The sequence below is a fragment of the Flavipsychrobacter stenotrophus genome, from assembly GCF_002954265.1.
Classification (GTDB): Bacteria; Bacteroidota; Bacteroidia; order Chitinophagales; family Chitinophagaceae; genus Flavipsychrobacter; species Flavipsychrobacter stenotrophus.
In genome coordinates, this window is the sequence record NZ_PPSL01000003.1 from 30,861 (window position 1) to 44,163 (window position 13,303).

The 13,303-nt window shown below is 41.0% G+C and carries 13 protein-coding genes; 10 read left to right on the forward strand and 3 right to left on the reverse strand.

Going from position 1 to position 13,303, the window contains the following annotated elements; genetic code table 11:
* The first annotated feature begins 65 nt into the window (after positions 1 to 65).
* The 8 genes from CJD36_RS10320 (at position 66) to CJD36_RS10355 (ending at position 10,009) form a co-directional block, all read left to right on the forward strand.
* Positions 66 to 983: a BatD family protein gene (locus CJD36_RS10320; RefSeq protein ID WP_133162592.1), complete on the forward strand. Its 918-nt coding sequence runs from the start codon at positions 66 to 68 to the stop codon at positions 981 to 983.
* 97 nt (positions 984 to 1,080) lie between these two features.
* A complete protein-coding gene (gene ychF, locus CJD36_RS10325; protein WP_105039092.1) occupies positions 1,081 to 2,181 on the forward strand; it encodes a redox-regulated ATPase YchF in 1,101 nt (366 codons plus the stop codon).
* A 37-nt stretch (positions 2,182 to 2,218) separates the two neighbouring features.
* Positions 2,219 to 2,893, forward strand: a complete 675-nt coding sequence (locus CJD36_RS10330; RefSeq protein ID WP_105039093.1) for a C40 family peptidase — start codon at positions 2,219 to 2,221, stop codon at positions 2,891 to 2,893.
* 31 nt (positions 2,894 to 2,924) lie between these two features.
* On the forward strand, positions 2,925 to 3,422 hold the full coding sequence (locus tag CJD36_RS10335) for a nuclear transport factor 2 family protein (RefSeq protein WP_105039094.1): 498 nt from the start codon (positions 2,925 to 2,927) through the stop codon (positions 3,420 to 3,422).
* 133 nt (positions 3,423 to 3,555) lie between these two features.
* Entirely contained in the window at positions 3,556 to 4,812 is a 1,257-nt protein-coding gene (locus CJD36_RS10340; protein ID WP_105039095.1) for a nucleoside recognition domain-containing protein, read from the forward strand.
* A gap of 123 nt (positions 4,813 to 4,935) precedes the next feature.
* Positions 4,936 to 6,222, forward strand: a complete 1,287-nt coding sequence (locus CJD36_RS10345; protein WP_105039096.1) for an aminopeptidase P family protein — start codon at positions 4,936 to 4,938, stop codon at positions 6,220 to 6,222.
* Between the two features lie 678 nt (positions 6,223 to 6,900).
* A complete protein-coding gene (gene nadA, locus CJD36_RS10350) occupies positions 6,901 to 7,875 on the forward strand; it encodes a quinolinate synthase NadA (RefSeq protein WP_240609335.1) in 975 nt (324 codons plus the stop codon).
* A 160-nt stretch (positions 7,876 to 8,035) separates the two neighbouring features.
* Positions 8,036 to 10,009, forward strand: a complete 1,974-nt coding sequence (locus CJD36_RS10355) for a T9SS type A sorting domain-containing protein (RefSeq protein WP_105039098.1) — start codon at positions 8,036 to 8,038, stop codon at positions 10,007 to 10,009.
* A gap of 56 nt (positions 10,010 to 10,065) precedes the next feature.
* On the opposite strand, the gene CJD36_RS10360 is transcribed toward CJD36_RS10355, so the two are convergent.
* The 3 genes from CJD36_RS10360 to CJD36_RS10370 all read right to left on the reverse strand — a co-directional run bounded on the left by CJD36_RS10360 (position 10,066) and on the right by CJD36_RS10370 (position 11,906).
* Complete coding sequence (locus tag CJD36_RS10360) at positions 10,066 to 10,494, reverse strand: hypothetical protein (protein WP_145959410.1); 429 nt, start codon at positions 10,492 to 10,494, stop codon at positions 10,066 to 10,068.
* A gap of 74 nt (positions 10,495 to 10,568) precedes the next feature.
* Complete coding sequence (locus tag CJD36_RS10365; RefSeq protein ID WP_105039100.1) at positions 10,569 to 11,072, reverse strand: dihydrofolate reductase; 504 nt, start codon at positions 11,070 to 11,072, stop codon at positions 10,569 to 10,571.
* A 39-nt stretch (positions 11,073 to 11,111) separates the two neighbouring features.
* Positions 11,112 to 11,906: a thymidylate synthase gene (locus CJD36_RS10370; protein WP_105039101.1), complete on the reverse strand. Its 795-nt coding sequence runs from the start codon at positions 11,904 to 11,906 to the stop codon at positions 11,112 to 11,114.
* 151 nt (positions 11,907 to 12,057) lie between these two features.
* On the opposite strand from CJD36_RS10370, the gene CJD36_RS10375 reads away from it, so the two are divergent.
* The gene (locus CJD36_RS10375; RefSeq protein ID WP_105039102.1) at positions 12,058 to 12,774 is read left to right on the forward strand and encodes a glycosyltransferase family 2 protein; all 717 of its coding nucleotides are present in this window, start codon (positions 12,058 to 12,060) and stop codon (positions 12,772 to 12,774) included.
* Positions 12,775 to 12,783: 9 nt separating this feature from the next.
* On the forward strand, positions 12,784 to 13,296 hold the full coding sequence (locus CJD36_RS10380) for a gamma carbonic anhydrase family protein (RefSeq protein ID WP_105039103.1): 513 nt from the start codon (positions 12,784 to 12,786) through the stop codon (positions 13,294 to 13,296).
* Positions 13,297 to 13,303 lie beyond the last annotated feature (7 nt).

Below are 13,303 nucleotides of genomic sequence, written 5' to 3' on the forward strand. Positions count from 1 at the left end.
TGTCTTGGTATATTGCATCATTCTCTTCTTTTTCACGATATTTGATCTGTTCAATATCCATACTCTTGATACGCGGCTCTATTAGGTTGATTTTTATCTTATGTCTTTTGCTTCCTTTTTTTGCTGAGGCGCAAACCGGCGTGCTTACCTTAAATGTGAAATATAAAAAAATGGGTATTGACGACCGCATCGATGTTGTCTACAAATACAGTTATAAAACAACAACTGATTCCGCCAATATCCAGGCAGACGAGTGGTTAGTAGGTGATAGTACCGCTTACGCCAATATTGATACTGCAAAACAAAAGCTGCCCGATGCTACTTACAATGTGCGATTCGACGATTTTTATATGTTGGAAGGCGCAAAAAGAACAAAAAAAAGCACTATCAAACTTTCGGGTAAAAGGTATGTGCATACAGGCTCTTTAACACTCACCTATAACTTCAAACCCAGAAAGTTAGGCGTATTGACGATCCCTGCCATGGTATTGAAGCTCGATAGCGTGGTTTATCGCCAAACAAAACCTGTTTTGATAACTGTGGTCAAAGGCTCCATTATTCCCGGCCCAGGTAGCCGGCGGCGAACATTAGAGAAAGATGCGGCAACCATTAGCATGGCATTAAAAAAGGCACCAGGCAAATATTTGGTCAGCACAGGTCCGTTTTTCCGTTTGCCGGCAGATTCTGTTGCGGTTGAGTCTATGCTCGATCTTCTTGCGGAGCGGACAAATATGATTTCTCGCAGTACCGATTTAGGAAACTACTATTGGAATGGTATTCCTCGCAGATATATGATTATAAATGACACTGCTTGGGTGCGCAAAAGTCTCGACATTGAATACCCGAACTACAAAGAGACAGACTTTTCTACGTGCTTTTTCCCTGCTGACAACTGGAAGGCTACAACTGAATTAACAGCGCTCAAAAGCAAGCAGCACGAGGCCACCCGTCCGCAAAAAGATTATATCGAGCGCAAACCGTAGTTCCATCAGAAATCAGCCTTTTAAGCGCACCCTCATTAAGCCTTTGACCCATTCCGCCATTATATTATTACCTTTGCGCAAAATTTCAATATAGATCATGGCATTACAGGCAGGAATAGTTGGGTTGCCCAATGTAGGAAAATCAACATTATTTAACGCAGTAAGCAACAGTGCAAAGGCGCAGGCCTCCAATTATCGTTTTTGTACCATTGAGCCTAATGTGGGCCAGGTAGACGTTCCGGATGACAGAATGAAGGTGCTTGAAGAGCTGGTGCAGCCGCAGCGCACCGTACCTACTACTATAGAGTTTGTAGATATAGCCGGCCTTGTAAAGGGTGCCAGCCAGGGAGAAGGTTTGGGAAACAAGTTCCTGGCCAATATCCGCGAGGTAGATGCTATTGTGCATGTGATCCGTTGTTTTGAAGATGAGAATATTCTACGCGAAGAGGGTGATATCAACCCTATAGCTGATAAGGAGATCATTGATACAGAATTACAGTTGAAGGATCTGGATAGTGTAGAAAAGAAAATACATCGCCTGGAGAAGATGGTGAAAGCCGGTGATCCTAAGGTGAAGAGTCAGCTGGAAGTTTTGGCGCGTTGTAAGCAACACCTGTTTGAAGGAAAGAACATTCGCGGTATGGAGCTGGAAGGCGAAGAGAAAGAAGCTACTGCCGATATATTTCTGCTGACCGAAAAGCCGGTTTTGTATGTTGCTAATGTAGACGAAGCTGCATTGCTTACAGGTAATAAATATTCTGATGCGCTGGTTAAGATGGCTGCTGAAGAAGGTGCACAGGTAATAGTAATGAACAATTCTATTGAAGCACAGATCACTGAGCTGGATACCATAGAGGATAAAGAAATGTTCTTTAGCGAATATGGTCTTACCGAGCCGGGCCTGAACCGCTTGATCCGCTCTGCTTACAAGTTGCTGAACCTGATCACTTACTTTACTGCAGGAGTGCTGGAGGTTCGTGCATGGACCATCCATACCGGTTGGAAAGCGCCACAGGCAGCAAGTGTCATTCATACCGATTTTGAAAAAGGCTTTATCAAGGCAGAAGTTATTGCCTATAAAGACTATGTACAATATAAAACAGAAGCAGCCTGCCGCGAGAATGGTAAACTACGCATAGAAGGTAAGGAGTATGTGGTACAGGATGGAGATGTGATGCACTTCCGTTTCAACGTCTAGTTTTTGAATTCATTTTATTAAGATAAGCGATATCAATATGTATTTACGCCTCCGTTCTTACACATTTATGTCGCTTATCTTTTTTTTGTGCCTTGCCAGCTGTAAGCCGTCGCCGGAAAGACCCACTTCATTGTGGGATGCCGGAGAATATATTCCTCCCGGATCACCGCTTCCTGCCTTGCCGGTTAAAGCTACTGATGTACTGGATAATTTAAAAAGCGGGGATGTTGTCTTGCGTTCCGGCATAGGGCCAGACAGTTATATTCTGTCGAAACTGAACCAGAAAGACAGAACCTATTCCCATTGCGGAGTAGTAATGATTGAAGATGGGTATCCGTTCGTGTATCATAGCATAGGCGGTGAGGATAACCCCGATGAGCGGTTGCGCAGAGATTCTGCAGACATTTTTTTTACACCGAAGTATTGCAGGGGTTTGGCGGTTGTGCGGTATGACTACGATAGTGTTCACATAGAAAAGTTGCGTGCGGTGGTTCGCGGTTATTATTCTGTTCGTCCACGGTTTGATATGCGTTTCGATTTGGCAACAGACTCTGCTTTGTATTGTTCAGAGTTTGTTTGCAAAGCCATTAACAAGTCTATGGATGATACCGGTTATATAAAAACATCTTTTGCTTATGGGCGTAGGTTTGTTGGTATAGACGATCTGTTTATGAACCCCCATAGCCGTATAGTTTGGAAAGTGGCTTATTAAATAATAACTTTGACAGGCAATTCCATTAAGTATGAAAAAAATTATTCTTTCTCTTGCCGTTATCTTGACTTCGGGCTTTTTCCTGATCAGCTGTAACAAAAGCTCACCTAAAGATGTAGCCAAAGAGTGGCTTACAGATTTCTACCATCAGGACTACGACGCGGCTAAGAAATTGTCGACCGAGGATACTAAAAATATGATGACAACTTTGCAGGGCTTTACCAGTGCATTGCCTGATTCGGTAAAACTGAAAGCAAAAGCCGTGATCATTAATATAAAGTCTGTGAAGGAAGATGGTAATAACGCTACAGTAACGTTTACAACATCTGACGATAACAAAGAGCAACCACCATTAAAACTGGTTAAGCAGAATGATAAGTGGCTGGTACAGTTTTCTAAGGGAGACTTTGTTGGCGGCGAAGCTAAAGAAAATGGCAGTGGCGCTACTATAACCCAGGAAGCGCCCGTGGCTCCGGCAACTGCTGACGCACCAATGACCAAGCCAGATACAGCACCGCTGCAACACTAAGTAAAAACTTATGAGTAAAAAAGCACTTCTTTTTCTCTGCTTTTTTGAACAAGCTAATAACAGATTTCTTAATTAGAAGACCCCTTAGGTGGTCTTCTTTTTTTTTACGCGTTTTATTTTTTTACTTTACAGTATGGCATTAAACTATGTATGGATCGCATTCCTGCTAATTGGTTTTGTTGTAGGTATCATCAAGGCAATATTCCTGGGTCAGTCAGGGTTGCTGGCAGATATGCTTACCGCACTATTTGATGCCGCTAAAAATGGTTTTGAGATTTCCCTTGGTCTTACCGGTATAATGACCCTTTGGTTGGGCATAATGAAAGTAGGGGAGCGCGCAGGCGTTATTAGTGTATTTGCCAAAGCGGTATCACCTCTCTTCAGAGTATTATTCAAAGGTGTTCCTAAAGACAGCCCTGCTTATGGTAGCGTTATGATGAACCTATCGGCCAACATGCTTGGACTAGACAATGCAGCCACCCCTCTTGGTCTTAACGCCATGAAGGAATTACAAGAGCTTAACCCTGAGAAGCAACAAGCATCAGATTCTCAGATCATGTTCCTTGTGTTGAATACGGCTGGCATCACGTTGATACCAACATCTGTTATTGCCATGCGGCAGACCATTGCGTTAGAGCAACATGTGACCGGTTTTAATGCTGCCGATATTTTCCTGCCCACACTTATTGCTACATTCATCGCTTTTGTTTCGGGTATCATTATTGTGTCTATTTACCAGCGAATCAATATTTTTAAACTGCCCGTTCTTCTGTTTATTGGTGGGTTTTGCGGATTGATAGCACTATTGCATTTCAGCCTTTCTCAAATGCCCGCCGATCAGGTCAATAAGACCATCGGTGCAATAGGTAGTGGCGTTATTCTAAGTATTATCATTCTATTCGTATCAGCCGGCGCTATTAAAAAGCAGAATGTCTTTGACAACTTTATTGAGGGCGCTAAGGAAGGCTTCAATGTAGCTATTCGCATCATTCCTTATCTTATAGCTATGCTTGCCGCAATAAGTGTTTTTCGCGCTTCGGGCTGCATGGACTATGTGGTGCAGGGCATAGCCAATGTAGTTGCTGCCTGTGGACTGAACACCGATTTTGTACCTACTTTACCTATAGCATTGATGAAACCATTGAGTGGTAGTGGTGCCCGTGGTCTTATGGTAGATGTAATGAAACATTATGGTGTGGCGTCCTTCCAGGGTAAGCTGGCCGCTATTATACAGGGTTCAACAGAGACTACTTTTTATGTCCTGGCAGTTTACTTTGGCAGTGTGGGCATAAAGAACACACGGCATGCATTAGTTTGCGGATTGATAGCAGATGCTATGGGGTTGATCGGCGCTATAGTGGTGGGGTATATCTTCTTCTGGCATAAGTAGGGGCTTTTCTCATTTCGCGATTTACGAAATGAGTATTATTCGTTGTGCACGTAAAATCCCCTTTTTAAGTATTTAAGCTATTACGCTCATTTCATTACCTTCACATTTCAATTTTTATCTCAGATGAAATACCTACCAATTGATTCTAAACTTTATGAGCAGAACAGGCAGCGTTTTATAAAAAAAATGAAGCCTAATTCGGTTGCTATTTTCCCGGCCAATCCTACCTTTCCTACAGCAGGCGATGGTACGATGACCTACAAGCCTAACGCTGATGTGATATGGCTATCGGGTATCACCCAGGAAAAAACGATCGTTATTCTCTACCCTGATAATCCGGATAAAAATGCACGTGAGGTGTTGGTATTGATACGTCCTAATGAGTTAATGGAAAAATGGAATGGCCATCTGCTGCGTAAGCATGAAGCTACTGAACTCTCCGGAATAAAAAATATTCAGTGGCTAGATGGTTTTGACACGTTACTACAGGTAATGATGAACAGCGCAGATACTGTCTATTTAAATACTAATGAACATAACCGCCTGGACACAGAGTTACCTCGTACGGAGTTGGCCTTCGTTGAGTCGGTAATGAAGAAATACCCTATCCATCATTACGAGCGTGCTGCAAGAGTAATGAAGGAACTGAGATCGGTAAAAACAAAGGAAGAAGTAGAGGTACTGAAAGAGGCTATCAATATTACGGCCAAGGCATTCGACCGGGTGTTGAAGTTTATAGAACCGGGTGTAATGGAGTATGAGATAGAAGCCGAGATCACACATGAGTTTTTAAAGCGCCGCGCTACAGGTCATGCATACGGATGTATACTTGCATCGGGCGACAGAGCGCGTACGCTACATTATGTAGAGAATAATGAAGAGTGCAAAGATGGCGAACTGATATTGATGGACTTTGGTGCTGAGTATGGTAATTACAATGCCGACCTTAGCCGCACAGTTCCTGTAAACGGTGTGTTTACAAAAAGGCAAAAAGAAGTATACAATGCTTGTCTGGCGGTCCATAATCATGGTAAGAAAATTTTGAAGCCGGGATTATTGTTCCAGGACTATGTAAAGAGTATCAATGAAGAGATGGAGCGCCAACTATTAAAGATCGGTTTGATTTCTAAAAATGATATTAAGAACCAGGATCCTGAAAGTCCGGCATTTAAAAAGTACTTCTATCATGGCGTTTCGCATCACTTGGGTCTTGTAGTGCATGATGTAGGTTCTTATACAGATCCCATTAATGAAGGTAACTTGTTCACCATAGAACCGGGCATCTATATTGAAGAAGAGCAGATGGGTATCCGTATTGAAAACAATGTCTGGATCACCAAAACAGGTAATGTCGATCTGTTCAAGGGTATTCCTATAACGGTAGAAGAAATAGAGGCTGCGATGAAATAATTTTCGCGCAACCCGGTAATATACGCGGCGGCCTTTGGCCGCCGTTTTTTTTGTTTATAACATGTCTTGTATCTCGTTGCGCATTATCCCCTACAATTTTTCGGCCGCAACCCCTTTTAATCAAAACCGGCGGCATAGCCGCCGGAAAATTTTTTTGAATTTTAGGTGTATTATATAAATAGATTTTCAGGCACGAAATTTATACCATATTGTTGTCTACATTGGCTTTCAGACGCCTGTGTGGATAACTTTTTGAATTTTCACTGGGTTGTCCACAATACACTGGAAATATGTGGATTAGTGTGGGCTGTGTGGTGGCAAACTCGTTCATATTATAGCAGACAATAGTACATCAAAACACCTCATTTTTTTATCCTCACAGATTCCACGTTTACCCACACCCTTCTACGAAATTCACAAAGATGTTTTTACTAACACCACAATTAATCCACAATTAACATTGCACCCGTTAAAATGCCCTATTTACTGCAATTTCACATGTGTATAAACTTTGGTTTAGTGTTGATAAAGTAAAGAAGTGTAATTTTGCAAGTGGGATAACTTTTATTATCCCCCTAATCCCCACTCCTAATAGTAATAGCCTTTTCTTTTAAATAAATCTTTTAATTAGAATATATTATGAATGTGCAAAACGTTTTGGAAGCCGAAGAATTAAATATGAAAGGTTTTCTTGATGTGGAAATTGATCCGTCACTTGATCTGTTTGCGGAGATAGAAAAACTCAAAAAAGAAAAGAATGCTGTTATCCTGGCGCACTATTACCAGGAACCTGATATACAAGACATTGCAGATTATGTGGGAGATAGTTTAGGGTTGGCACAAAAGGCAGCGGCAACCGATGCAGACATAATTGTCTTTGCCGGCGTGCACTTTATGGCGGAGACAGCTAAAATACTTAATCCCAATAAAAAAGTACTGTTGCCTGATCTTAAAGCAGGTTGCTCACTGAGTGATAGTTGTCCTCCACCTTTATTTAAAGCATTTAAAGACAAACACCCTGATCATATAGTTATATCATACATCAACTGTTCTGCTGGTATTAAGGCTTTAAGTGATATCATTTGCACTTCATCCAACGCGCAGGCAATTGTAGAAAGTTTGCCAAAAGATCAGAAGATCATTTTTGCGCCGGATAAAAACCTGGGTGGCTACATTAATAAGCAGACTGGCCGTAATATGCTCTTATGGAATGGAGCTTGTATGGTGCATGAAATTTTTTCCAGAGAGAAAATGGTCAAACTAAAGGAACGTCACCCTCATGCGAAAATAGTTGCGCATCCGGAGTGTGAGGAGTCTGTACTGGAAGTTGCAGATTTTATTGGGTCAACTACTCAGATCCTGAAATTTACGGAGACCGACCCATGTCAGTGTTTTATTGTCGCTACAGAAACGGGCATTTTACATAAGATGCAGCAGACAAATCCTGGTAAGACATTTATAGCCGCACCACCCGATAATTCATGCGCTTGTAATGACTGCCCCCACATGAAGCGCAATACACTGGAGAAGGTGTATATATGTATGAAGTACGAGCTTCCCGAGGTTACAATGGTTGAAGATCTGAGACTTGCTGCAAAGAAGCCTATACAGAGAATGTTGGACCTGAGTAAAGAATTGAATATTGGAGGATAGGAATTTATATTAAATATATTTTATTAGTGGTAGGATATAAATACTTAAGGTGTTTATATCCTATACTTTTTTTATCGAATTCGTCCCCCTCACGGTGTTAATTTTTGGTTAGTTCTTATAATCTTCTTACTTTGTGTGTCTAAAATAAATTATATTAGTTATGAAGTACTTTTACACATTAAGGAACCTTGTCCTTGCCGCATGTGTAGGCATGGCGGGCATTGCTACAGCACAGACGTCTCATCCGTTATCATTCGGTATGGCTACGTCTACAGCTTCTTCGAATAATTTTTACAAAGACTATGTTGGTCTTCGTTTTCAGGTTTCATCGCCCGCTGCAATTGCAGGTGATAAATCTTACACTGCTGCTTATGACATTACCGACAGTGGTGCTACAGGTAACTGGGGTGGTGCTCCTTTGGTTATGGTAGATTCACCTGTTAAGTTTGGTTTACCTGCAGATAGCAATGGTTGTGCAGCTTACCCTGCAAATTATTTTGCAGGTAAGATTGCAATTGTATGGCGTGGTACATGCGAGTTTGGCTTTAAAGCTTTACAGGCACAGAACGCTGGTGCTGTTGCCTGCGTAATTGTTAATAACGCTTCAGGTGGTCCGGTAGGAATGGCTGCAGGTGCTTCAGGTGGTTCTGTTACCATCCCTGTTTACATGATCTCTCTTGCCGATGGCCAGGATATCACTTCAGTATTGAACACAGGTGGTACAGTAAAAATGACCATTATACTTAACTGGGGTGTTGGTAACAATAATGATCTGGGTTTTGTACCAGGCGGTTATAGCACATCTACAAACTTCGCTATGCCTTTAACTCAGTTGATGGCTGCAAGTCACCCTGATGCTTATAAGAACATCAATGGTGCATTTGTTGCTAACTATGGTCTGCACAATGCAACCAATGTTCAGTTACAGTCTGATCTGATGTTTACACCAACCGGCGGCTCAACGTCAAGCATCTATAAGGATACTGTTAAATTGCCTGCTTTTCCTGCAGCCGATTCTATTCACACATTCTTTGGTGCTGAGTACAATGTACCTACTGTTACCAATACAGGTAGGTTTGATCTCAAGTACACAATTGCTTCTGATTCTTCTGATGCTTTCCTTGGTGATAATACTTTCACTCATACTTTCTACGCTACAGACAGCCTTTATTCTAAGGGTCGTTATGACTTCGCTTTAAACAAGCCGGTAAGCACTTACTATACTCGCCCGGGTATCACTGATCCTTACATCTGGGGTGTTCCTTACTACATCGCTAACGGTGGTTCTGTGATCAAGACAGCTCAGTTCTCAGTTTCTAATGGTCCTGGTGTATTGCCTGCAGGTCAGCAGATGTATGTTTATGTATTCAAGTGGGTTGATGCTACTAGCGGTACAAATCATGATTCAGTTATGCAGAATTCTGAATTGGAATTGGTTGGTGCTGGTATCAAGACTTTTGATGGTACATTGGATTCTTCTTTCCAGTCTTTCACAGTAGCTATAGGTGATACGATCAATGGTGATGCTGGTACTCAGGTTTTCCTTGATGCTAACAGTTGGTACCTGATCGCTCCTGAAGTTCCGGGTTCATGGGCTTTAGGTTTGGATGGTGTTGTAAATGGCTACCCACGTACTTACGGTCGTAACCACTTCCATAGCTACTTTGAAATGTACAACCCACTATGGCCTGGTGACAGATCTAGCAGCACAAACAATCAGATGGCTTTCCCTAATGATATTTTGTCTCCGATCGCATTCCCTAGCATTTCTTCTTATGATGTTGACTCTGTTGTTTATAGCTCTCAGAGACACCTCTTGCCTTCTGTTCCTTTCACAGTAACTACGCATCCAAATGCAGTAGGTAGTGTAAAGACTCCGTTTGCTAAGATCAACATGTATCCTAACCCAGCTACTGATAACATCAATGTATCTGTAAGCCTTGAAGCTACTGCTCCAACTCTTACTTATACTATCATTGATGGTCATGGCAAGTTCGTTAGCAGAGAGATTCACCAGAATGTTCAGAACGAAGTATATAACTACAATACTTCTAACCTGGCTTCCGGTAACTACTACATATTGGTTTCTTCAGGTGACAAGTTCACTTCTAAGAAATTCACTGTTGTTAGATAATTGCTAAGAAATTAGTTAATAGAAAAAGGGCTACTCACTGGGTAGCCCTTTTTTATTTAGTACTTCAATATGAAATGTTGTTGCTCTTTAAATTCCTTTCTGAAGAAGATGAGTCCAATGCCATAGACATCTATGCTGAGTAGTATTTTGGGATGTGTATATAGTCGGCGCCATTTAGCTGTGTGACGTTTGGTGCTATGTATAGCTGGTACTATTATTACGCTTTCTGTTGTGATGCTCTTGAAGTGTTTATTAAATAGTTGTAGCCATGTGCCGGGGTTACTTTCTGTGAATATTGTAAGATCAAATTGTTGATGTTGGTCTGACGTTGCAGATGCCAATAAGAGACTATTATTACAATGGTAGTGCTCACTGATCTTTAATATTAGATCAACGTATTTTACTGGCAGATCTAATTTTGGGAGTCTTGTGTCTGTCGACTTTGTTGCGGGAGCATACAGAACTTCTTCAGAAAAGGAATACACAAAGGGTGAGTGTACACCATGTAATCTTTTAGCGCGTAAAGAGTATTTAATGTATTCTATGATAGCGTGGCGTGTCACAGTTCTATTCTTTCAAATTGCTGAAATGTATAGTCGTATTCATGCTTATCATCGTGTGTATGCTTTTCTTCCCATACCAGTTTCCAATGGGAGTGATCTATACTAGGGAAAAATGCATCAGCATTGTTTATGGTAGTATGCACGCGTGTTATGTACATTCTATCTACGTATGGCATTGCGAGTTCAAATATCTTACCACCACCTATTATGAATGCTTCTGCTACATCTTCTTCTTCAACGCGTTCTATTGATTCTGCAAGTGAATCAAATAGCAATACACCTTCGGGTAGAGTAATATTTCCTGATTGAGAGAGTACTACATTCAAGCGACCTGGCAGTGGTTTACCTAATGATTCAAATGTTCTTCTGCCCATGATCACAGGTTTACCAAGAGTAGTTCGTTTAAAGAACTTCAGATCCTCAGGCAGGCGCCAAGGCAATTCATTATGCACACCTATTGCATTGTTTTCAGAAGCCGCTACTATGAATGATAGAACCATACTACAAAAGTATTCATTTTATCAGTGACTATGTTACTTCTAAACTGCTATGGGTGCTTTGATACCCGGGTGACTTATATAATTCTCTAAGGTGAAATCTTCGTACGTAAAATCAAAAAGATCTTTTACGTTGGGATTCAATTTCATTGTTGGTAATTGGTATGGAGTACGGCTTAGTTGTAGTCTAGTCTGATCCAGATGATTGGTATATAGATGAGCATCTCCAAGTGTGTGAATAAACTCTCCAGGCTGCAGATCACATACCTGTGCTATCATCATAGTTAGCAATGCGTATGAGGCTATGTTGAAAGGAACACCAAGGAATACATCAGCACTGCGCTGGTATAGCTGACAACTTAACTTACTATCTGCTACATAAAATTGAAACAATGCATGACATGGACTTAAAGCCATCTTAGGAAGGTCAGCTACATTCCATGCATTCACGATCATTCTTCTACTATCAGGGTTGGTTTTTATCTGGTGCAGCACGTCTTTTATCTGGTCATATATTTGTCCATCAGCTCCAGCCCAGCTACGCCACTGATGGCCATATACAGGGCCCAGATCACCATTCTTATCTGCCCATTCATCCCATATACTTACATCATGTTCATTAAGGTACGCAATATTGGTATCGCCTTTTAGAAACCACAGCAATTCATATATTATAGACTTGAGATGCAGTTTTTTGGTGGTTACTAATGGAAAGCCTTTTTGCAGATCGAAACGCATCTGGTAGCCGAAAACACTTATTGTTCCGGTTCCGGTGCGGTCGCTCTTCTGCACACCTGTTTCTAAAATATGATTGAGTAGATTTGAATATGCCTGCATAAATTTGTAGAATATTATACCAAAGATACACAGAACTCGTTTTATCTTAAATTTATGAGGGGACAAGATGTTATAATTATCCTTTTGTTACATACTACACCCAAAATCTTTATACTTTTGCACCGGCTTATAAGGCCTTATTAATTTTTGAATGAGTACATTATCTATAGTCATACCTGCTTACAATGAAGGGCCTACTATTCATCACATATTGGATAGGGTAAAGGCAGTACAGCTTACAGGCAATATCAGTAAGGAAGTGATCATTGTTAATGATTGTTCTAAAGACAATACTGAGGAGTCGATACTTGCTTATCAGTCTGCTAACCCCGATCTGCAGATCAGCTATTACAAGCATCCTGTAAACCAAGGGAAGGGTGCTGCATTACATACAGGCATAAAGATGGCTACGGGTGATTATGTAATTATTCAGGATGCAGATCTTGAGTACGACCCCGAAGAATACAACATACTGCTTAAACCCATTCTTACGGGTTTTGCCGACGTGGTGTATGGTTCCAGGTTCATGGGTGGTAATCCGCATCGTATTTTATTCTTCTGGCATTCTATAGGTAATAAATGGTTGACCCTTGCTTCTAATATGTTTACTAACCTGAACCTTACTGATATGGAGACATGTTATAAGGTATTTAGAAGAGAGACAATTCAAAGCATTAATCTTAAAGAAAAAAGATTTGGTTTTGAGCCTGAAGTTACCGCCAAGATCTCCCGCATACCAAAAATACGTATATATGAAGTTGGTATATCTTATTATGGCCGTACTTATGAAGAAGGTAAGAAGATCGGTATGAAGGATGCATTCCGTGCACTGTACTGTATTATAAAATATAACATATTTAGTAAATAAAATTGATCTATGCCGGTAATATTGCCTGTTAAAGGAATTCACCCACAGATACCAGATAGTTGTTTTGTTGCACCTAATGCAACAATAGTTGGTGATGTAGTAATGGGCGAAGATTGTAGTGTATGGTTCAATGCTGTGGTGCGTGGTGATGTGAACAGTATAAAGATTGGCAACAAGGTGAACATTCAGGATGGGGCAGTGATACATTGCACATACGAGAAAACTAAAGTACTATTGGGTAATAATGTTTCTATTGGTCATAATGCATTGGTACATGGTTGTACTGTTGGTGATAACGTATTGATAGGAATGGGTTCTATAGTTATGGATAATGTGGTGATAGGTGAGAACTGTATCATTGCTGCCGGTGCAGTTGTTTTGGAAGGCACTCATGTACAGTCCGGCAGTATCTATGCCGGTGTACCTGCTAAGAAGGTTAAAGATATCAGTGCTGAACTATTGAAGGATGAGGTAGGGCGTATTGCCAATAACTACCTGATGTATAGTTCATGGTTCAAATAATTTTGAT